This window comes from Frateuria sp. YIM B11624 (assembly GCF_049727805.1).
Classification (GTDB): Bacteria; Pseudomonadota; Gammaproteobacteria; order Xanthomonadales; family Rhodanobacteraceae; genus Frateuria_A.
Window position 1 is genome coordinate 44,695 of record NZ_JBCNYA010000025.1, and the last position, 19,729, is coordinate 64,423.

The 19,729-nt window shown below is 69.8% G+C and carries 17 protein-coding genes and 1 tRNA gene; 13 read left to right on the forward strand and 5 right to left on the reverse strand.

Going from position 1 to position 19,729, the window contains the following annotated elements:
* Positions 1 to 3: 3 nt before the first annotated feature.
* The 5 genes from queE (at position 4) to AAIL17_RS13350 (ending at position 3,885) form a co-directional block, all read left to right on the forward strand.
* Positions 4 to 684 (forward strand): 7-carboxy-7-deazaguanine synthase QueE, encoded by a 681-nt coding sequence (queE, locus tag AAIL17_RS13330; RefSeq protein ID WP_424683335.1) that lies wholly within the window; start codon positions 4 to 6, stop codon positions 682 to 684.
* A gap of 142 nt (positions 685 to 826) precedes the next feature.
* On the forward strand, positions 827 to 1,522 hold the full coding sequence (gene queC, locus AAIL17_RS13335) for a 7-cyano-7-deazaguanine synthase QueC (RefSeq protein WP_424683336.1): 696 nt from the start codon (positions 827 to 829) through the stop codon (positions 1,520 to 1,522).
* A gap of 143 nt (positions 1,523 to 1,665) precedes the next feature.
* Positions 1,666 to 1,741 (forward strand) — tRNA-Lys (locus AAIL17_RS13340).
* A 105-nt stretch (positions 1,742 to 1,846) separates the two neighbouring features.
* On the forward strand, positions 1,847 to 2,875 hold the full coding sequence (gene ltaE / locus AAIL17_RS13345; RefSeq protein WP_424683337.1) for a low-specificity L-threonine aldolase: 1,029 nt from the start codon (positions 1,847 to 1,849) through the stop codon (positions 2,873 to 2,875).
* Positions 2,872 to 3,885 (forward strand): glycoside hydrolase family 43 protein, encoded by a 1,014-nt coding sequence (locus AAIL17_RS13350; RefSeq protein WP_424683338.1) that lies wholly within the window; start codon positions 2,872 to 2,874, stop codon positions 3,883 to 3,885. The genes ltaE and AAIL17_RS13350 overlap by 4 nt, the downstream gene beginning before the upstream one ends.
* Positions 3,886 to 3,891: 6 nt before the next feature.
* Here the strand turns inward: AAIL17_RS13350 and AAIL17_RS13355 are convergent, their stop codons facing one another.
* The 3 genes from AAIL17_RS13355 to AAIL17_RS13365 all read right to left on the reverse strand — a co-directional run bounded on the left by AAIL17_RS13355 (position 3,892) and on the right by AAIL17_RS13365 (position 6,569).
* Positions 3,892 to 5,142 carry a polyhydroxyalkanoate depolymerase gene (locus AAIL17_RS13355; protein ID WP_424683339.1) on the reverse strand — a complete coding sequence of 417 codons (1,251 nt, stop codon included), beginning with the start codon at positions 5,140 to 5,142 and terminating at the stop codon, positions 3,892 to 3,894.
* 139 nt (positions 5,143 to 5,281) lie between these two features.
* Positions 5,282 to 6,025 (reverse strand): class I SAM-dependent methyltransferase, encoded by a 744-nt coding sequence (locus tag AAIL17_RS13360; protein WP_424683340.1) that lies wholly within the window; start codon positions 6,023 to 6,025, stop codon positions 5,282 to 5,284.
* Between the two features lie 43 nt (positions 6,026 to 6,068).
* Complete coding sequence (locus AAIL17_RS13365; RefSeq protein WP_424683341.1) at positions 6,069 to 6,569, reverse strand: RDD family protein; 501 nt, start codon at positions 6,567 to 6,569, stop codon at positions 6,069 to 6,071.
* A gap of 46 nt (positions 6,570 to 6,615) precedes the next feature.
* On the opposite strand from AAIL17_RS13365, the gene xerD reads away from it, so the two are divergent.
* The 6 genes from xerD to AAIL17_RS13395 all read left to right on the forward strand — a co-directional run bounded on the left by xerD (position 6,616) and on the right by AAIL17_RS13395 (position 15,506).
* A complete protein-coding gene (gene xerD / locus AAIL17_RS13370) occupies positions 6,616 to 7,527 on the forward strand; it encodes a site-specific tyrosine recombinase XerD (protein WP_424683342.1) in 912 nt (303 codons plus the stop codon).
* A gap of 125 nt (positions 7,528 to 7,652) precedes the next feature.
* The gene (locus AAIL17_RS13375) at positions 7,653 to 8,420 is read left to right on the forward strand and encodes a disulfide isomerase DsbC N-terminal domain-containing protein (RefSeq protein ID WP_424683343.1); all 768 of its coding nucleotides are present in this window, start codon (positions 7,653 to 7,655) and stop codon (positions 8,418 to 8,420) included.
* 172 nt (positions 8,421 to 8,592) lie between these two features.
* Positions 8,593 to 12,453 (forward strand): phosphoribosylformylglycinamidine synthase, encoded by a 3,861-nt coding sequence (gene purL / locus AAIL17_RS13380; RefSeq protein ID WP_424683344.1) that lies wholly within the window; start codon positions 8,593 to 8,595, stop codon positions 12,451 to 12,453.
* A gap of 43 nt (positions 12,454 to 12,496) precedes the next feature.
* Complete coding sequence (locus tag AAIL17_RS13385) at positions 12,497 to 13,195, forward strand: hypothetical protein (RefSeq protein WP_424683345.1); 699 nt, start codon at positions 12,497 to 12,499, stop codon at positions 13,193 to 13,195.
* A gap of 530 nt (positions 13,196 to 13,725) precedes the next feature.
* Positions 13,726 to 14,589, forward strand: coding sequence for a glycosyltransferase family 2 protein (locus AAIL17_RS13390; RefSeq protein ID WP_424683346.1), 864 nt, complete (start codon positions 13,726 to 13,728; stop codon positions 14,587 to 14,589).
* A gap of 11 nt (positions 14,590 to 14,600) precedes the next feature.
* Entirely contained in the window at positions 14,601 to 15,506 is a 906-nt protein-coding gene (locus tag AAIL17_RS13395; RefSeq protein WP_424683347.1) for a DMT family transporter, read from the forward strand.
* Positions 15,507 to 15,573: 67 nt separating this feature from the next.
* Here the strand turns inward: AAIL17_RS13395 and AAIL17_RS13400 are convergent, their stop codons facing one another.
* Together AAIL17_RS13400 and AAIL17_RS13405 are read right to left on the reverse strand one after the other, a co-directional pair.
* The gene (locus tag AAIL17_RS13400; RefSeq protein WP_424683348.1) at positions 15,574 to 15,768 is read right to left on the reverse strand and encodes a YbdD/YjiX family protein; all 195 of its coding nucleotides are present in this window, start codon (positions 15,766 to 15,768) and stop codon (positions 15,574 to 15,576) included.
* Positions 15,765 to 17,849: a carbon starvation CstA family protein gene (locus tag AAIL17_RS13405; protein ID WP_424683349.1), complete on the reverse strand. Its 2,085-nt coding sequence runs from the start codon at positions 17,847 to 17,849 to the stop codon at positions 15,765 to 15,767. The genes AAIL17_RS13400 and AAIL17_RS13405 overlap by 4 nt, the downstream gene beginning before the upstream one ends.
* A gap of 308 nt (positions 17,850 to 18,157) precedes the next feature.
* Between AAIL17_RS13405 and AAIL17_RS13410 the strand changes: the two genes are divergently transcribed.
* Together AAIL17_RS13410 and def are read left to right on the forward strand one after the other, a co-directional pair.
* On the forward strand, positions 18,158 to 18,934 hold the full coding sequence (locus AAIL17_RS13410; RefSeq protein ID WP_424683350.1) for a DUF4197 domain-containing protein: 777 nt from the start codon (positions 18,158 to 18,160) through the stop codon (positions 18,932 to 18,934).
* Between the two features lie 146 nt (positions 18,935 to 19,080).
* The gene (gene def / locus AAIL17_RS13415) at positions 19,081 to 19,617 is read left to right on the forward strand and encodes a peptide deformylase (protein WP_424683351.1); all 537 of its coding nucleotides are present in this window, start codon (positions 19,081 to 19,083) and stop codon (positions 19,615 to 19,617) included.
* The last annotated feature ends 112 nt before the right edge of the window (positions 19,618 to 19,729 follow it).

Sequence of the window (19,729 nt, forward strand, 5' to 3'; positions counted from 1 at the left end):
GTGATGGGCAGTGACGCGGGCATGGCGCCCGCCGCGCCGGTGGCCGAGCGCCTGCGCATCACCGAGATCTTCCATTCGATCCAGGGCGAGGCCGACGCGATCGGCTGGCCCACCGTGTTCGTGCGCCTCACCGGCTGCCCACTGCGCTGCGTGTGGTGCGATACCGAGTATTCGTTCCACGGCGGCCAGTGGCATGCCGTCGACGACATCCTGGCCGAAGTGGCCCGCCACGGCGCGCGCCACGTCTGCGTGACCGGCGGCGAGCCGCTGGCGCAGAAGCGCTGCCTGGTCCTGCTGCGCAGGTTGTGCGACGCCGGCTACGAGGTTTCGCTGGAAACCTCCGGCGCGCTGGACGTCGCGACCGTCGATCCGCGCGTGCGCAAGGTGATGGACCTCAAGGCACCGGACTCGGGCGAAAGCGCGCGCAACCTGTGGAGCAACCTCGACCACCTGCTGCCGCACGACCAGGTCAAGATCGTCATCGCCAGCCGCGCCGACTACGAATGGGCGCGCGGCGTGGTGGCCGAGCACGCGTTGGAGCGCCGTTGCATGGTGCTGTTCTCGCCGGTGCACGGTGCGGTGCAGCCGCGCGAGCTCGCCGAGTGGATCCTCGAGGATCGCCTGCCGGTCCGCTTCCAGATGCAGCTGCACAAGCTGCTGTGGAACGACGCGCCCGGAAGGTGACTTGTGCGTTCATCCATGAACGCGAAAGTCGAAAAAAAAGCAGCTATCCATGGTTGCACTTTTCAGAAATGCCAGTGCTGCGGCCTGTGACGCCGCGAGCGCTTTCCGGCCGGTGACCGGCCGCACGCAAGGAAACCATCCCATGTCCGCAACCCCTTCCCGCAAGGCCGTCGTGCTCGTCTCCGGCGGCATGGACTCGGCCGTCACCCTCGCCATCGCGCGCGAACGCGGCTTCGCAGTCCACGCGCTCAGCGTCGCCTATGGCCAGCGCCACGGTTCCGAGCTGGAGGCCGCCGAACGCGTCGCCCGCGCGCAGGGCGCGCTCGAGCACAAGACCGTGCAGGTCGACCTGCGCAGCATCGGCGGCTCCGCACTGACCGCCGACATCGACGTCCCGACCGATCTCACAAAGAGCGGGGGCGGCGAAGGCATCCCCGTCACCTACGTGCCGGCGCGCAACACCATCATGCTGTCGATCGCACTTGGATGGGCCGAGGTACTGGGCGCCAGCGACATCTTCTGCGGGGTCAACGCGGTCGACTACTCGGGCTATCCCGATTGCCGGCCCGCTTTCATCGACGCCTTCGAACAGTTGGCCAACGTCGCGACCAAGGCGGGCGTCGAGGGCGCGGGCCTGCGCATCCACGCGCCGCTGATGCGCATGAGCAAGGCCGACATCGCCCGCGAGGGCGGACGCCTGGGCGTGAATTTCGCGCAGACCGTCAGCTGCTACCAGGCCGACGCCCAGGGCCGCGCCTGTGGCCACTGCGACGCCTGCCGCCTGCGCGCCGAAGGCTTCCGCGCTGCGGGGCTCGCCGATCCCACGCGCTACGCGTGACCTGTCGTCGTAGGTTGGGACTTCAGCCACCTTCCTTTTGCGGAAGGACTGGCGGGCTCAAGCCCACCCCACGGCAAGCACGCTGCGGTGCGCTTTGCTTGTGCGTCCTGCACGCAAACCTTAAAATCGCCCGTTCGCTTGATGGGTCGTTAGCTCAGTTGGTAGAGCAGTAGACTTTTAATCTATTGGTCCCGAGTTCGAGTCTCGGACGACCCACCATCTTCGCCCGCGCCCGTCGCGGGTTTTTTGTGCGCCGTCTCCGGTGCTTGCCTCCCGCACCGCCGCGCGCCAAGCTGCCTTTTTACAGCGACGGCGAGGTGCAACGTGGACTGGGTGGATCTTCGCAGCGATACGGTGACCCGGCCGACCTCCGCCATGCGCGCGGCGATGCAGGATGCGCCGGTGGGCGACGACGTTTACGGCGAGGACCCGACCGTCAACGCGCTGCAGCAGCGCTTGGCCGGCGAGCTGGGCTTCGAGGACGCGCTGTTCGTGCCCAGCGGCACGCAGTCCAACCTGCTGGCGCTGATGTCGCACTGCGAGCGCGGTGACGAATACCTGGTCGGCATGGATGCGCACACCTACAAGTTCGAGGGCGGCGGCGCGGCGGTGCTGGGCTCGATCCAGCCCCAGCCGATCGTGCAGGATGCCGATGGCGCGCTGCCGCTGGAGCGCGTGGCCGCGGCGATCAAGCCGGTCGACCCGCACTTCGCGCGCACGCGCCTGCTGGCGCTGGAGAACACGTGGCACGGCCGCGTACTTCCGATGGATTACCTGCGTGACGCGCACGACTTCGCGCGCGAGCGCGGCCTGGCGCTGCACCTGGACGGCGCACGCCTGTACAACGCGGCGGTGGCTGCGGGCGTGCCCGCGCGCGAGATCGCCAGGCATTTCGACAGCGTGTCGGTGTGCCTGTCCAAGGGCCTGGGCGCGCCGGTCGGCTCGGTGCTGGTCGGTTCGGCCGCGCTGATCGACAAGGCGCGGCGCTGGCGCAAGGTCACCGGCGGCGGCTGGCGCCAGGCCGGCCTGCTGGCCGCGGCCGGACTGCATGCGCTGGACCATCATGTCGCGCGGCTGGCCGACGACCATGCCCGCGCCGCCCGGCTCGCGGCGCAGCTGGGCGAGCTCCCGGGTCTGCGCCTGCTCGGCCAGCACACCAACATGGTCTTCGTCGAAGTACCCGCGGAGCGCCTGCGCGAGCTGGATGCGCACCTGCGCGATGCCGGCATCCGCATCAGCATCGGCTACCTGCCCACGCTGCGGCTGGTCACGCACCTGGACGTGGACGACGACGGCATCGCCCGCACGGCCGATGCGTTCCGCGCCTTCTTCGCGCGGGAGCGCACAGCGTGAGCCGCCGGCGCAATCCGGCGCGCGCATGGGCGCTGCTGCAGGCCGTCGCACTGGCGTGTGCCATGGTCTCGTCCGCAGTGGCCGGCAACACGCATGGCGACGCGACGCACGCCGGCAACCCGGTCATCCCGGGCTGGTATGCCGATCCGGAGGCGGCGATCTTCGGCAAGCAATACTGGATCTATCCCACCTGGTCGGATGCCTACGACCGCCAGCTGTTCATCGATGCCTTTTCCTCGCCGGACCTGGTCCGCTGGACACGCCATCCCCACGTGCTCGACGTGCACGCGGTCAGCTGGGCCAAGCGCGCGATGTGGGCGCCGGCGATAGTGGCCAAGGACGGGCGCTACTACCTGTTCTTCGCCGCCAACGACATTCAGAACGACCACGAGATTGGCGGCATCGGCGTGGCGGTGGCCGACCGCCCGGAAGGGCCGTTCCGCGACCTGCTGGGCAAGCCGCTGGTGGGCGCGTTCCACAACGGCGCGCAGCCGATCGACCAGTCGGTGTTCCGCGACGACGACGGGCAGTACTACCTGATCTACGGCGGCTGGAAGCACGCCAACATCGCGCGTCTGAAGGACGACTTCACCGCGTTCCAGCCCTTCGACGACGGCACGGTGTTCAAGGAGATCACGCCCGAGCACTACGTCGAGGGGCCGATGATGTTCAAGCGCGACGGCCGCTACTACCTGATGTGGTCCGAGGGCGGCTGGACCGGGCCGGACTACTCGGTCGCCTATGCGATCGGCGATTCGCCGACCGGTCCGTTCAAGCGCATCGGCAAGATCCTGAAGCAGGATCCGGCGATCGCCACCGGAGCCGGGCACCATTCGCTGCTGCACACGCCGGACGGGCAGTGGTACATCGTCTACCACCGCCGCCCCAAGGGCGAGACGGCGGCCAACCACCGCGTGGTGTGCATCGACAAGCTCGAGTTCGACGCGCGCGGCCTTATCCTTCCGGTGAAGATGACGCGCGAGGGCGTCGCGCGCCATCCGTTGCGCTGAGCCGCGTCAGCACGTGCCGGAAAAGCGCCGGATGAAGTCGCGCACCTGCGGATAGACCGTCTCGCGCCAGCGCCGGCCGCTGAAGATGCCGTAATGGCCGGCGCCCTCGATTACCCGATGGGCATGCCGCTTCGCCGGGATGCCGCCGCACAGTGCATGCGCCGCCTCGGTCTGGCCCAGCCCGGAGATATCGTCCAGCTCACCCTCGATGGTGAGCAGGGCGCTGCGCGTGATCGCCGCCGGATTCACCCGCTCGCCGGCGACGTCCCACAGTCCGCGCGGCAGCAGACATTGCTGGAACACCGTGCTGATGGTGTCCAGGTAGTAGCCGGCCGGCATGTCGAGCACCGCGTTGTACTCGTCGTAGAAACGCCGATGCGCCTCGGCGTCGTCCAGGTCGCCGCGCAGGAGATCCAGATAGAAATCCCAGTGCGACGTGAGGTGCCTGCCCGGATTCATGGCGACGAAGCCGGCATGCTGCAGGAAGCCCGGATACACCTTGCGGCCGCGGCCCGGATAATTGGCCGGCACCGTGTGGATCAGGTTGGCCTCGAACCAGGACAGCGGCTGCGTGGTGGCCAGGTCGTTGACGCTGGTGGGACTGCGGCGCGGGTCGATCGGACCGCCCATCATCACCAGGCTGCGCGGCGTCTGCTCGCCGCGGGCGGCCATCAGCGAGACCGCGGCCAGTACCGGCACGGTCGGCTGGCATACCGAGATCACGTGCAGCTCGCCCGCGCCGATGTGCCGGATGAAGCGCTCGACGTAGGCGACGTAGTCGTCCAGCCGGAACATGCCGGCCTCGGCCGGCACCATGCGCGCGTCGACCCAGTCGGTGACGTAGACCTTGTGGTCGCGCAGCAGCGTGCGCACGGTATCGCGCAGCAGCGTCGCGTGATGCCCGGAGAGCGGCGCCACCACCAGCACCACCGGCTGCTGGCGCATCGCCTCGATCACCGTCGGGTCGTCGCTGTAGCGCTTGAAGCGCTTCAACTGGCAGAACGGCAGTTCCAGCGCGGTCTGTTCCACCACCGCGACGGTGCGGCCGGCGGCCTGGATCTCGTGGATGCCGAAGGCGGGCTTCTCGTACTCCTTGCCCAGCCGGTACATGAGCTCGCAACCGGCCGCCCAGCGCGCCGCGCCCGGCCACTGTGCGAGCAGGCTGCCCGGCTCGCTGAACATCTTCGCGCTGGCCTGCGCGAAGTAGCTCATCGGGCCCAGGAAGGCGCGCTGCCATTCATGGAGTTGGTAGAGCATGGCGGACCGGTGCGTGGGGCAAAGCTCCATTCTAGTGGCTTTGCGCCTGGAATGCTGCGGTGCGGCAAGGCCGCCTTGGAGTGCGCTTGAAAAACAGTCCGAACCGATCGTGTTCGAAGGATGAGGCCGAAACGTCACCTCAAGCGCGGGCAATGCGCCGGCAGACCAGCAGCACCTCATCCACCCCGTCCACCTCGGGCAACCCCGCCCGCCACTGGAGCGGCTTCTGGAAGCGCAGCCCCAACGGCATGAACACGTGGTTGTACCACCACATCGCGCGCTCGCGCCGATGGGTCAGGAACCATTGCCCCAGGTCCAGCAGCCGCGAGGACTTCGGCTGCATGCCATAGATCGCGCTGCGCTCCAGCGCGAAGCCGTGCGCCGCGAGCTTGGCCTCGATCGCCTCCGGCTCGTAGCGGCGGCAGTGGCCGACGAACTCGTCGAACGCCGTCCACGCGTCGGCATGCAGAGGTACCGACAGCAGCAGCGTCGCCCCCGGCGCCGCCACGCGGGCCAGCTCGTGCAGCGCGCCTTCGTCGTCGGCCACGTGTTCGAGGATGTCGAACGCGCACACCAGGTCGAACTGCGCATCGGCGCAGGGCAGGGCGCCGATCATGCCGTGCATGGCGTTGGCGCCCCTGGCGCGCAACTGGCGCAGCGCCGCGTGGCTCAGGTCGACGAAGCAGGTGCCTTGCAGCGGCAGGCGCGGGCGCAGGCCCGGCGCGACTTCCAGCCGCCGGGGTGCCGCGGCGGCCAGCTCGCGCAGCAGCGGCCAGGTGTTGAAGCGCTCGGGCTCGACCAGCGTCGCCTGCGCCCAGAGCGCCTCGTAGAAGCCGCGATTGACGCGGAGCAGGTCGGCATCGCTGCGCACAGGGGTATCCATGCGCCCTTGTACAGCAAGCACGGCCGCGATGGATGTGAAGCGATCAGCCGATCCCGCGCAGCTCGGTCCCCGCGGCGATGTCGTGCAGGGCACGCCGGCGCGGGTCGACCAGCGCCGGTGCGAACCACAGCGCCCAGCCGGCCAGCACCGCCCACAGCGCAGCGCGCAGACCCAGGCAGGGTGCCAGTCCGAGCAGCAGCAGCGGCAGTGCGGCGACGACCACCCGCCGCAAGGCCCGTCCGGGCGTGACCTTGCCGCCATCGGCAGCGACCACGCGGATGCGCCATGGCCGCATGCCCAGCGTCTGTCCGCCGCGCAGCCACGAGACCACGAAGTAGGCGCCCACCACCAGGCCCTGCAGCGGTTGGTACCACCACGCGATCGCGGTATGCGCGCCGGTGGCCACCACCTGCCCGCCGGTGGCGAGCTGGCACAGCAGGCCCACCACCATCACGATCGCCACCACCGCGAGCAGGTCGTAGACCAGCGCGGTGAGGCGTCGCCACAGCGGGCAGGGAAGGGAGGCGTCGTGTGGTCGGTTCATCGGCGTTTCGCTTGCGCCCGTCGCGAACCGCGGCGAGCATCTGCGCATGCAGGAAAAGAGCGCAAGTATCGCCGAAGCCGACCAGCGCAGCATCGCCGCCTTCCTCGAACGGGTGTGGTCGGAAGACGGCCTGGCCGATCGCACCCTCGAGGCCTACCGGCAGGACCTGGAAGGGCTGGCGCGCTGGCTCGCCGCGCGCGGGCGCAACCTGCAGACGGCGCTGCGCGAGGATCTGTCGGCATTCCATGGCAGCCAGCGCGCGGCGGTACGCTCGATGGCGCGGCGCCAATCGGCGTTCCGCCGCTACTACGGCCAACTGGCGCGCGACACGCCCGGTTTCGAGGATCCCACCCTGCTGATCGAGCGCCCGCGCATGCCGCGCAGCCTGCCCAAGGCGCTGGCCGAACGCGAGATCGAAGCACTGCTGACCGCGCCGGACCTCGACTCCACCCTGGGCCTGCGCGATCGCGCGATGCTGGAGCTGATGTATGCCTCGGGCCTGCGCGTGTCCGAACTGGTGGACCTGCCGCTGGCCGCGCTCAACGCGCGCCAGGGCGTGCTGCGGATCACCGGCAAGGGCGGCAAGGATCGTCTGGTGCCGGTCGGCGAGGTGGCGCTGGAACGCATCGAGGCCTATCTCGCCGACGCGCGGCCACGGCTTGCCAAGGGTCGCCAGCCGGCGGCGCTGTTCCTCAGCCAGCGCGGCGAGGGCATGACGCGGCAGATGTTCTGGACCCTGGTCAAGCGCCACGCGCTGGCCGTCGGCATCGAGGGCAAGCGCATCTCGCCGCACGTGCTGCGCCACTCCTTCGCCACCCACCTGCTCAACCACGGCGCCGACCTGCGTGCGCTGCAGCTGCTGCTGGGCCACGCCTCGCTCAGCACCACGCAGATCTACACGCTGGTGGCGAAGGAAGGCCTGAAGCGCCTGCACGCGCGGCACCATCCGCGCGGTTGACGCTCCGCTTCCTCTCCCCGCAAGGGGCGCAAGCCAACGGTGCGCGCGACGTCAACCCGCGTTTGCCTTCCGTATGCAAGAATCGGCCTGTCGCCGCTTTCCCCGTGCGGCCGCGAGGTTTTCCCATGTTCAAGAAGCTGTCCTTCGCGCTGCTCGCCGGCGCCTTCGCGCTCGCCGCCTGCGCTGCCGATCGCCAGGATGCCGGCGCCGCCGCGATCGATCCCGCCACCGGGCAGGTCGTGCGTGCCGCCCTGCAGAAACTCGCCCCGGGCCTGCAGGTCGACGAGATCTCGCCCTCGCCGCTGCCGGGCTTCTACCAGGTGATCGCCTCGGGCCAACTGGTCTACGTCAGCACCGACGGCAAGTACATGCTCAACGGCGACCTGGTCGACCTGGGCGCGAAACAGAACCTCACCGACCGCGCCTGGGCCGGCTTCCGCAAGGCCGAGCTGGCCAAGGTGCCGGCCGCGCAGCGCATCGTGTACGCGCCGGCGAACCCGAAGTACACGGTCACCGTGTTCTCGGACGTCAACTGCGGCTACTGCCGCATGTTCCATTCGCACATCAAGCAGTTCAACGACGAAGGCATCGCGGTCGAATACCTGGCCTGGCCACGCGAGGGCGTGACCGATACCGCCGGCGTTCCCACCGATACCTACAAGGAAATGGTCTCGGTCTGGTGCGCCGCTGACCGCAAGGCCGCCTTCACTGCAGCCAAGCAGGGCAAGGCGCCCAAGCTGGCCACCTGCGCGAACCCGGTCAAGGACGAGTTCGACCTGGGCGTCAAGCTGGGCGTGACCGGTACGCCGATGGTCGTGGGACCCGACGGCATGGTCCTGGGCGGCTACGTAACCCCTGACAAGCTGCTGAAGCTGCTCGAAAAAGGCGGCTGATGGGGGTTGAGCCCGCTCCTCTTCGGGAGAGGGGCGGTGAGGGGCCGGAGCTTGCGGGGAATGTTCCCGCCGTCGGCCTCGGGAGACGCTCCCATGACGCCGCCTGGATGGGCCACCCGGCGGCATCGGGTAGAATAGGGCGCTTTCCTTCCACGCGCCGAATCCCCCCCGCATGATCGCTTTCGACGGGCAGAGCGCCCTTTCGCCGTTTCGCCTGGATCGCCTGAACGCCCGCCTCGATGCGGTGCATCGGGGCGCGCGCGTGCAGGCCTGCTGGTTCGTCTACGTGCTGGACGCCGACCACGCGCCGGAGGGCGCCGAGCGCCGGCGCCTGCTCGAGGTGCTGGAGGCGCGGGACACCGCGCCCGAGCCCGCCACACTGTGGACGGTGCCGCGGCTTGGCACCATCTCGCCGTGGTCGAGCAAGGCCACCGACATCCTGCACGGCGCCGGATTCGACGTCCGTCGCGTCGAGCGCGGCATCGCCTGGCAGGTCGCAGGCCTGCCCGACGCCGGCACGCCCGCCCGAACGGCGGTGCTGGCCGTGCTGCATGACCCGATGACCGAGTCGGTGCTGACCGGCCTGGCGCAGGCGCAGGGCCTGTTCCTGGCCGGCACGCCGGGCGACCTGGTGCACGTCGAGCTGGGCGGGAACGCGCGCGAAGCGCTCGCCGCCGCCAACGCCCGCCTGGGCCTGGCGCTGGCCGAGGACGAGATCGAGTACCTGGCCGCGCGCTACGCCGAGCTCGGCCGCGATCCGACCGACGCCGAACTGTTCATGTTCGCGCAGGCCAATTCCGAGCATTGCCGCCACAAGGTGTTCAACGCGAGCTGGACGATCGATGGCGAGGCACAGGACAAGAGCCTGTTCGCCATGATCAAGCACACCCACCAGCACGCGCCCGCGCACACGCTGTCGGCGTACAAGGACAACGCGGCGGTGATCGAAGGCCACACGGCCAACCGCTTCTTCACCGACGGCGAAGGCACCTGGCGCAAGCACGGCGAGCAGGTCGACTACGCGATCAAGGTCGAGACGCACAACCACCCGACCGCGATCGCGCCCTGGCCGGGTGCGGCCACCGGCGCCGGCGGCGAGATCCGCGACGAAGGCGCCACCGGCCGCGGCGCCAAGCCCAAGGCCGGATTGACCGGCTTCTCGGTATCCGACCTGCGCATCCCGGGCGCGCCGGAGCCGTGGGAAGTGGACCGCCCGCTGCCGCCGCGCATGGCCAGCGCCTTCGAGATCATGCGCGACGGCCCGCTTGGCGCCGCCGCGTTCAACAACGAATTCGGCCGTCCGTGCCTGGGCGGCTATTTCCGCACCTACGAACACGAGACCGGCGAGGCCGGTGTGCGTCGCGGCTACGACAAGCCGATCATGATCGCCGGCGGCCTGGCCAACATCCGCCGCGACCACGTGCAGAAGCGCGAGCTGCAGCCCGGCCACGCGGTGGTGGTGCTCGGCGGCCCGGCCATGTTGATCGGCCTGGGCGGTGGCGCGGCGTCCTCGGTGGCCTCCGGCGCATCCAGCGCGGAGCTCGACTTCGCCTCGGTGCAGCGCGACAACGCCGAGATGGAGCGGCGCTGCCAGCAGGTGATCGACAGCTGCTGGATGCGCGGCGACGCCAACCCGATCGTCAGCATCCACGACGTCGGCGCGGGCGGCCTATCCAACGCGATTCCCGAAATCCTCAACGACGCCGGCGTCGGCGGCGAGATCGACCTCTCCAGGGTGCCCTGCGACGATCCCTCGCTCTCGCCCATGCAGGTGTGGAGCAACGAATCGCAGGAGCGCTACGTGCTCGGCATCGCGCAGGACGACCTGGCGGAGTTCGAGGCCTACTGCGCGCGCGAGCGCTGCCCCTGCGCCGTGGTCGGCACCGCCACCGCCGAGCGCACGCTGCGCGTGACCGATCCGCGCCGCAACCTCACCGTCATCGACCTGCCGATGGACGTGCTGTTCGGCAAGGCGCCGCGCATGCATCGCGACGCGCAGCGCATCAAGCCGCGCGTGGACCTGCTGCCCGATCTCTCCGGCATCGGCATGGACGAGGCGGTGCAGCGCGTGCTGCGCCTGCCCACCGTCGGCAGCAAGAACTTCCTGATCACCATCGGCGACCGCACCGTCGGCGGCCTCAACCATCGCGATCCGATGGTCGGCCCGTGGCAGGTGCCGGTGGCCGACTGCGCCGTCACGCTCACCGATTTCGACGGCTACCAGGGCGAGGCGATGGCGATGGCCGAGCGCGCGCCGGTGGCGCTGCTCAACAGCGCCGACGCCGCGCGCCTGGCGGTGGGCGAGGCGATCACCAACCTGGCCGCCGCGCCGATCGATGCCTTGGGCGAGATCCGCCTGTCGGCCAACTGGATGGCGGCGGTCAACCATCCGGGCGAGGACGCCGCGCTGTTCGACGCGGTCAAGGCGGTCGGCATGGAACTGTGCCCGGCGCTCGACATCGCCATCCCGGTGGGCAAGGACTCGCTCTCCATGCAGACCGTGTGGCAGGACGGCGCGCAGCCGCAGCGCACGGTCGCGCCGGTGTCGCTGGTGATCACCGGCTTCGCCCGCGTCGGCGACGTGCGCCGCACGCTCACGCCGCAGCTCAGGCTCGACCGCGGTGACTCGGACCTGTGGCTGATCGACCTCGGCGCCGGTCGCGACCGCCTCGGCGGTTCCGCGCTGACCCAGGTGTTCAACCGCGCCGGAGGCGTACCGCCGGACCTGGACGACGCCAAGCGCCTGCGCGCGCTGTTCGAGCTGGTGCAGGAAGCCAACCGCGCCGGCCTGGTGCTGGCCTATCACGACCGCTCCGACGGCGGCGTGCTGGTGACCCTGCTGGAGATGGCCTTCGCCGGCCATTGCGGCCTGGAGATCCACCTGGACGGCTGGGCCGAGGCGACCCTGCGCGCGCTGTTCAACGAAGAACTCGGCGCCGTGCTGCAGGTGGCCCACGCCAATCGCGAGGCGTTCGAGGCGTTGCTGGTCAAGCACGGCCTGGCCGGCATGAGCCACCGCATCGGGCGGCCCAAGGAAAAGCTCGGCATCAAGCTCTTCCTCGGCAACGAAACCCTGTTCAAGTGGAACTGGACGGCGCTGTTCACCGCCTGGAACCACGCCAGTCACGCCATGCAGCGCCTGCGCGACAACCCCGCCAGCGCCGATGCCGAACTGGAATGGCGGCTGGACGACGCCGACCCGGGCGTCACGCCCAAGCTCGGCTTCAATCCGGCCGAAGACATTGCCGCGCCCTATATCGCCAAGGGCGCGCGTCCGCGCGTGGCGATCCTGCGCGAGCAGGGCGTCAACGGCCAGGTCGAGATGGCCGCGGCGTTCACCCGCGCCGGCTTCGACGCGGTCGACGTGCACATGTCCGACCTCGCCGCCGGTCGCCACACGCTGGCCGACTTCCGCGGTTTTGCCGCCTGCGGCGGCTTCTCCTACGGCGACGTGCTCGGCGCCGGCCGCGGCTGGGCCACCTCGATCCTCTACAACGAGGCGATGCGCGCGCAGTTCGAGGCGTTCTTCAACGATCCGTCGAAGTTCGCCCTGGGCGCCTGCAACGGCTGTCAGATGCTGTCGCAGTTGAAGGACATCATCCCCGGCGCGAAGCACTGGCCGAAGTTCGTGCGCAATGCCTCCGAGCAGTACGAGGCGCGCCTTGCCACGCTGGAGGTGCTCGATTCGCCCAGCCTGTTCTTCAAGGGCATGGCCGGCTCGCGCATCCCGGTGGCGGTGGCGCACGGCGAGGGCCGGGTCAGCTTCCCTTACGCCTGCAGCCCGTCGAAGGCGCAGGCGGCAGTGCGCTTCGTCGACAACCGCGGCAAGCCGACCGAGAACTATCCGCTCAATCCTAACGGCTCGCCCGGCGGCCTGGCCGGCTTCACCGCCGCCGACGGACGCGTGACCATCCTGATGCCGCACCCGGAGCGCGTATTCCGCAGCGTGCAGTTGAGCTGGCATCCGGACAGCTGGGGCGAGGACTCGCCATGGATGCGCATGTTCCGCAACGCGCGGGTGTGGTGCGGCTGAGTTCGATGCCGCCCTTCCTCGGGCACACCGGGGGAGGGCGTGCGTGCGCGCCGTGACTGCCCGCTGGCTTTGCGCGCCGGCCTGGTTGCTGGCGCTGGCGGTCATGCCGTGGTGGCTGGGCCTGCCGCTGCTGCTGGCGATCGCGGCCGTGCTGCTGTTCGCCGCCGAGCGATTGGAGGATTACGCACGCGCATTGCGGCTGGCCTTGCGCTGGGGCTTGCCCGGCGTGTTGTTCGCGTTGCAGCGGGGCCTGGGTGGCGACGCCTTTGCCTGGGAGATGGCGCTGCTGGGGGCGCTGGTCGGCTTCACCTTGTTGGCGGGGTTGGAGGCGTGGCTGGATCGCGGGCGGCGCGAGAGGGTCGCACAGCCGGAACTGCGCGACTGGCCGAGCCTGGCGTTGGCGCCGATCGGGCCCGGGGCGGTGGTGGTCGAACTGGTGCCGCCGCAGTGGATGGAGGGTTCGTGGCCCGATCCACGCGGGGGCGAGGTGCGCTGGGAGGGCGGGCGCTTCGTCCTGGCCGATGGCGTCGTGGTGGAGCGTGTGCAACCGCGCGCGTCGTTCAGTCCCGATGGTCGCTGGTTCGTCGCGTGCATGTCGCGAGGCGTCGTGCTGCTCGATCGCGAGCATGGACGGAGCTATCGCCTGCGTGGCTGGGAGCTGTGCGGCTGGCACGACGGGCCGTGGTTCACACGCGGGACCGGGCCGGCGATGGCCTGGCGCGAAGTCCTCGGCCAGCGCTGACCTGGCTCCCTCTCCCCTCCGGGGAGAGGGGTGGGGTGAGGAACCGGGGCTCGCCTTGGCGTTTGTCGAGCAAGAGCTTTCGGACGCCTTTGGCGCCCGAGTTACTTCTCTTTGCTTGCCCAAAGAGAAGTAACCAAGAGAAAGGGCACCCCGATGGCGCGCCCTACGGGCATCCTGCCCTCCGGGTGCGCGGGCGGGCGGCGGGGTTTTTCGACGGGGCTCCTGCCCCGACGAAAAACTGGCCGGCGTCCTGCCGGCCACCCTTCGGGCTGATCCGCCACCCGCCCGCCGCGCCATAGGGGCCCCGGAAGAGCTGCGCGCCTCCTGCGCGCACTTCTCAGAAGAGCAACCGCCAGAGCAAAGGCCAAGAGCAAAAGCGTCATGTTGGCTGCGCGGCGAACGGGCTCCCTCTCCCCTTCGGGGAGAGGGCTGGGGTGAGGGGCGGGGCTCGCGGGGAGCGCAGGCAGTTCTCCCAACCCCCGCGCCTCCCGCATACTTGCAGGGTGTCCACTCCCATTCCCCTCGCAAGGATGCTGCCGGTCAGCGTGATCGTGGTGTGCGCCGACAGCGGCCCCTCGCTGCGCGACTGTGTGCAGCGGGCGCTCGCCAGTGCGGTACCGCTGGAGCTGATCCTGATCGACAACGGTTCGGCTGACGGCACGCCGCAGTGGATCGAGCGCGCGCACGCTGACGAGCCGCGGCTGAAGGTGATCTACAACCACGCCAACCTCGGCTTCGGCCCGGCGGTGAACCGTGCTGCCGCGGTGGCCAGGGGCGAGCACCTGCTGGTGCTCAATCCCGATTGCCTGCTGGAACCGGACACGCTCACCCGCATGCTCGACGTCCTCGACGAGCATCCCGAGGCGGGGCTGGTCGGTGCGGTGGTGTGCGCGGCCGACGGTACCCCCGATCCGGCCTCGTACCGCCGCGACCCGCTGCTGCGCCACGCGCTCGCCACGTTGCTGGGCACGCGCGGCGGCATGAACATCGACGGCGAGATGCCCACGGCCGTGGTGAGCGCCGAGGCGGTGTCGGGTGCGCTGATGCTGGTGCCGCGCAAGGTGTTCGAGCAGCTCGGCGGATTCGACGAGGCCTACTTCCTGCATTGCGAGGACCTGGACCTGTGCCGCCGCGCCCGCGACGCCGGGCATGCCGTACTGCTGGCCGGCGACGTGCGCGTGCTGCACGGAAAGGGTGGCTCGAGCCGGCATCGGCCGGTGTTCGTCAGCCGGCACAAGCATCGGGGCATGTGGCGCTGGTTCCGCAAGTTCGACCCCGCTGCACGCAATCCGCTGCTGGCCGCCATCGTCTGGCTCGGCATCTGGGCGCACTTCGCGGCGCAGGTGCCGGGCCAGCTCTGGCGCCTGGCGCGGGCCTCGCGTCGCGCCGCCTGACTTTCCCGCAGATGAGCGCCACCGTCCGCCCACGCACCTTCGCCGCCACCCTCGGCCTGATCGCCATGACCGCCGTGTGGGGCTCGACCTTCGTGCTGATCAAGGACGTGGTCGAGCGCATGCGCGTGGTGGATTTCCTGGCCGTGCGTTTCGTCGTGGCGGCGCTGGCGATGCTGGTGTTCTTCGCACGGCCCGTGTGGCGGCTGGATCGCCGCCAGCTCGGGCGAGCGCTGCTGCTGGGCCTGGTCTACGGCATCGCCCAGCTGTTGCAGACCTGGGGCCTGAAGCTGATCGCGCCCAGCGTCAGTGGCTTCGCCACCGGCATGTATGTCGTGTTCACGCCGATCCTCGCCTGGCTGCTGCTGCGCGAGCGCGTCGCGGGCGTGGTCTGGCTGGCCGTGGCGCTGGCGACCGGCGGGTTGGCGTTGCTGTCGCTGCATGGCGTGTCGGTCGACCCGGGCGTATGGCTGACGCTGGCATCGGCCGCGCTCTACGCGCTGCACATCGTGGGGCTCGGTCGCTGGTCGCGCGAGGCGGATGCGATAGGCATGTCGGCGATGCAGGTGGTGGCGATCGCCGTGGTCTGCGTTCTGGCCACCCTGCCGCATGGCCCGTCGCTGCCGCCGGACGGCTCCGCCTGGCTGGTGGTGCTCTACATGGCGCTGGTCGCCGGCGCCGGCGCGATGCTGGTGCAGACCTGGGCGCAGGCCCACCTGCCACCTGCGCGCGCGGCGATCGTGATGACCACCGAGCCGGTGTTCGCCGCCGGTTTCGCCGTGGCGCTGGGCGTGGATGCGCTGAGCTGGCGCATGCTGGCCGGCGGTGCGCTGGTGCTGGGGGCGATGTACCTGGTCGAGCTGGCGCCAAGGCGCAGCGTCGCGCTGGACGCCGAGTCCATCCATCACGAGGTGTCGTAGGGAGGGCTTCAGCCCACCGCAGGCTCCTGCAAAGGTGGGCTGAAGCCCGCCCTGCGCTTCGCTGGCATCAGCAGCAGCGCCCGCCGGTGCCCTTGTAGCGCGCCTCCTGCCGTTCGCGGAAGAACACCGCGTAGCTCGGCACCGGGCGCTCGGGATGATGCTCGCGCAGGTGGCGCACGTAGGTGTCGTAGTCCGGCACGCCGCAGCACAGCCGCGCCATCTGCACGGCGCGCGCCCAGGCGCTGCGCAACCAGCGCTTCATGACGCGCTCCCGGCAGCGGCATCCAGCGGCACGTACGGTTCCTCGTGTGCGGTCGGGTGGTGGGTGCGCCAGGCGCGCAGGATCGTGCGCAGGCCGAACGCCGTCATCGCCAGCACCAGCAGCATGAACAACGCCGTGAGTCCCGCGTCCACGTAGTTGTTGGTGACGATGCGCTGCATCTCGGCGGCGTCCTTCGCCGGCGCGAGCAGCCGGCCCTCGGCGATCGCGGCGGCGTACTTCTGCGCCGCGGCGGTGAAGCTGATCGGCCCGGCCAGCTTCTCGTACCCGGCCGCCAGCGTGCAGACGATCAGCCAGATCGCCGGAATGCCGGGCACCCACACGTAGCGCTCGCGCTTGAGCTTCACCACGACCACGGTGGCCAGCATCAATGCGATGGCGGCCAGCATCTGGTTGGCGATGCCGAACAGCGGCCATAGCGTGTTGATGCCGCCCAGCGGATCGACCGCGCCCTGGTAGAGGAAATAGCCCCACAGGCCCACGCAGATCGCCGTCGCCAGCAGGTTGCCGGTCCACGACTCGGTCTGCTGCAGCGGCTTGTGCACGAGTCCGGCGATCTCCTGGATCATGAAGCGGCCCACGCGCGTGCCGGCGTCGACCGTGGTGAGGATGAACAGCGCCTCGAACAGGATCGCGTAGTGGTACCAGAACGCCATCATGCCGCCGCCCGGGATGATCTCGTGCAGCAGCCGCGCCATGCCCACCGCCAGCGTGGGCGCGCCGCCGGCGCGCGAGAGCACGCTGGCCTCGCCGATGTCGCTGGCGGTGCGCGTCAGGTCGTCGGGTGTGACGACGAAGCCCCACTGGCTGATCGTCTGCGCGGCATGCTCGGCGGTGGTGCCGATCAACGCCGCGGGCGAGTTCATCGCGAAGTAAACGCCCGGATGCAGCGAGGCAGCGGCCACCAGAGCCATGATCGCCACGAACGCTTCCATCAGCATGCCGCCATAGCCGACCATGCGCGCCTCGCCTTCATTGGCGAGCAGCTTCGGCGTGGTCCCTGAGGCGATGATCGAGTGCCACCCCGACACCGCGCCGCAGGCGATGGTGATGAACAGGAACGGGAACAGGTTGCCCTGGAACACCGGCCCGGTGCCGTCGATGAAGCGCGTCACCGCCGCCATCTGCAGCGTCGGCGCGGCCAGGAAGATCGCCAGCGCCAGCAGCGCGATGGTGCCGATCTTCAGGAACGTCGACAGGTAGTCGCGCGGCGCCAGCAGCAGCCACACCGGCAGCACCGAGGCGCAGAAGCCGTAGGCGATCAGCAGCCACGCCAGCGCCCTGGCGTCGAAGTCGAACAGCGGCGCCAGCGTGGCCGACCCGGCGACGTAGCGGCCCAGCCAGATCGACGCCAGCAGCAGCACCAATCCGATGATCGACACCTCCAGGATCCGCCCCGGCCGCAACCAGCGCAGATAGACACCCATCAGCAATGCGATCGGGATCGTGGCCGCCACGGTGAACGTTCCCCACGGGCTGTGCGTGAGCGCCTTGACCACCACCAGCGCCAGCACCGCCAGCACGATCATCATCAGCACCAGCACGCCGAACATGGCGACGATGCCGGGCACGCGCCCCAGTTCCTCGCGCAGCATGTGGCCGAGCGAGCGCCCGTCGCGGCGCAGCGACAGCGCCAGGATCATGAAGTCCTGCACCGCGCCGGCGAACACCACGCCGAACAGGATCCACAGCGTGCCCGGCAGGTAGCCCATCTGCGCCGCCAGCACCGGTCCCACCAGCGGGCCGGCGCCGGCGATCGCTGCGAAGTGGTGGCCGAACACCACCCACTTGTCGGTCGGCACGTAATCCAGCCCGTCCGGGTGGCGCATCGCTGGCGTGGCGCGGGTCGGATCGAGCATCAGCACCGAGCGCTCGATGAACCTGCCGTAGAAGCGGTAGCCGATCACGAACACGGCGATCGCCGCGGCGACCAGCCAGATCGCGTTGATCGGTTCGCCCCGGCGCAGCGCCACCACGCCCAGGCAGAACGCGCCGACGATGGCGATGGAAGCCCACAGGATCCGGGCGGCGGGGCTGGCGGGTACGGAGGTGTTGGCATGCATGGGCTTCTCCCCGGCGTATGCCGGCAAGAGTCGTTCCGGGACGACGTCCGGTCAACGGCTGGAAGGGGACGCCGGGCGTCCTGTCGCTTCACGCAGGGTTGCCCCCCATCCGCCCTACCGGCACCTTCCCCCATGGCACTTGGGAAGGGTCTGTGCCCCTTCGCAGCGTGGGGGGAAGGACCTGCGCCGATCCTTCCCCCGCGCGCGGGGGAAGGTGTCCGGAGGGCGGATGGGGGAAGCCTTGCCTCAGCCCAGAACATCGCTATTCACCCGCGTAAACTCACCCCATTCCCAAGTGGAGAACCTCCATGCGCCCGCGTTCCACCAGCTTCGGTCTGCTGCTCGCCGCCTTCACCCTGCCAGCCATCGCCGGCGGCCAGCTCGACGACCTGCTCAAGCAGCTCAAGCAGGGCACCCATGCAGGCGATACCAGGCGCGCCTCGAGCCTGCCCAGCAGCGACATCGCCGCGGGCCTGAAGGAAGCACTCGCCAAGGGCACTACCCGCGCAATCAACTCGCTCGGACGCACCGACGGCTTCTGGGGCAATGCCAAGGTGCGCATCCCGCTGCCGGGCAAGCTGCAGCAGGTGGGTGACCTCGCGCGCCAGTTCGGCCAGGGCGCCAAGGTCGATGCGTTCCAGCTCAGCATGAATCGCGCGGCGGAGAAGGCGGTGCCGCAGGTGGCCGACATTTTCGGCGACGCCATCCGCAAGATGACCCTGCAGGACGCGCGCGGCATCCTCAGCGGCGGCGACCACGCCGCCACCGATTTCTTCCGCCGCGTCGCCGGCGACGCGTTGGCCGCACGCATCCATCCGATCGTGGCGCAGGCCACGCAAAGCGTCGGCGTCACCCGCAAGTACAAGGCCTTCACGGCTGGCGAGGGCAACGGGCTGGGCGGCGTACTCGGTGCGCTGGGTGGCGGTGGCGACGACCAGCGCAACCCGCTGGACCTGGACGACTACGTCACCGCGCAGACGCTGGACGGCCTGTTCACGGTAATCGGCGAGCAGGAGCAGGCGATCCGCAAGAACCCGGCCGCACGTACCACCGAACTGCTGAAGAAGGTCTTCGGCAGCCGTTGATGCGATTCGTAGGGTGGGCTTCAGCCCACCGCCACGACACCGGATGGTGAGCTGAAGCCCACCCTGCGACGACATGGCGGTGCTCTTGCAATCGCCCCGCCGCACCCACAGTCCTGTAGCAGCACGCTGATCCCGCGAGGCCCAAGATGATCCGCGACATCCTCAAGATGGGCGACCCGCGCCTGCTGCGCATCGCCCCGGCCGTGCCGCCCGGCATGATCGGCAGCGCCGAGCTGGACGAGCTGATCCAGGACATGTTCGACACCATGGAAGCGGCCGGCGGCGTCGGCCTGGCCGCGCCGCAGATCGGCGTGGACCTGCAACTGGTGATCTTCGGTTTCGATCGCTCCGACCGCTATCCCGATGCGCCGTCGGTGCCGCGTACGATCCTGCTCAATCCGCTGGTGACGCCCATCTCGCAGGACATGGAAGAGGGCTGGGAAGGCTGCCTCTCGGTGCCCGGCCTGCGCGGCGCGGTGAGCCGCTTCACGCTGATCCGTTACCAGGGCATCGATCCGAAGGGCCAGCCGATCGACCGCACGGCCGAAGGCTTCCACGCCCGCGTGGTGCAGCACGAGTGCGATCACCTGATCGGGCGGCTGTACCCGTCGCGCATCACCGACTTCTCGAAGTTCGGCTATACCGATGTGCTGTTCCCCGACATGGATCCGGCGGCCGACTAGCCGCGCCTTGCTCCCTCTCCCCTGCGGGGAGAGGGCCGGGGTGAGGGGCCGGGGCTCGCGGGACTGTCACCTGGTGCGGGATCGGAGCTGACCCCCCATCTGACCTGGCGTT

What these genes read in the sequence shown, in the direction of transcription:
- queE (WP_424683335.1), top strand. Translation starts at nt 4, where the DNA reads ATGGGCAGTGACGCGGGCATGGCGCCCGCCGCGCCGGTGGCCGAGCGC.
- queC (WP_424683336.1), top strand. Translation starts at nt 827, where the DNA reads ATGTCCGCAACCCCTTCCCGCAAGGCCGTCGTGCTCGTCTCCGGCGGC.
- AAIL17_RS13355 (WP_424683339.1), bottom strand. Translation starts at nt 5,142, where the DNA reads ATGCTCTACCAACTCCATGAATGGCAGCGCGCCTTCCTGGGCCCGATG.
- AAIL17_RS13360 (WP_424683340.1), bottom strand. Translation starts at nt 6,025, where the DNA reads ATGGATACCCCTGTGCGCAGCGATGCCGACCTGCTCCGCGTCAATCGC.
- AAIL17_RS13365 (WP_424683341.1), bottom strand. Translation starts at nt 6,569, where the DNA reads ATGAACCGACCACACGACGCCTCCCTTCCCTGCCCGCTGTGGCGACGC.
- xerD (WP_424683342.1), top strand. Translation starts at nt 6,616, where the DNA reads ATGCAGGAAAAGAGCGCAAGTATCGCCGAAGCCGACCAGCGCAGCATC.
- AAIL17_RS13375 (WP_424683343.1), top strand. Translation starts at nt 7,653, where the DNA reads ATGTTCAAGAAGCTGTCCTTCGCGCTGCTCGCCGGCGCCTTCGCGCTC.
- purL (WP_424683344.1), top strand. Translation starts at nt 8,593, where the DNA reads ATGATCGCTTTCGACGGGCAGAGCGCCCTTTCGCCGTTTCGCCTGGAT.
- AAIL17_RS13390 (WP_424683346.1), top strand. Translation starts at nt 13,726, where the DNA reads ATGCTGCCGGTCAGCGTGATCGTGGTGTGCGCCGACAGCGGCCCCTCG.
- AAIL17_RS13395 (WP_424683347.1), top strand. Translation starts at nt 14,601, where the DNA reads ATGAGCGCCACCGTCCGCCCACGCACCTTCGCCGCCACCCTCGGCCTG.
- AAIL17_RS13400 (WP_424683348.1), bottom strand. Translation starts at nt 15,768, where the DNA reads ATGAAGCGCTGGTTGCGCAGCGCCTGGGCGCGCGCCGTGCAGATGGCG.
- AAIL17_RS13405 (WP_424683349.1), bottom strand. Translation starts at nt 17,849, where the DNA reads ATGCATGCCAACACCTCCGTACCCGCCAGCCCCGCCGCCCGGATCCTG.
- AAIL17_RS13410 (WP_424683350.1), top strand. Translation starts at nt 18,158, where the DNA reads ATGCGCCCGCGTTCCACCAGCTTCGGTCTGCTGCTCGCCGCCTTCACC.
- def (WP_424683351.1), top strand. Translation starts at nt 19,081, where the DNA reads ATGATCCGCGACATCCTCAAGATGGGCGACCCGCGCCTGCTGCGCATC.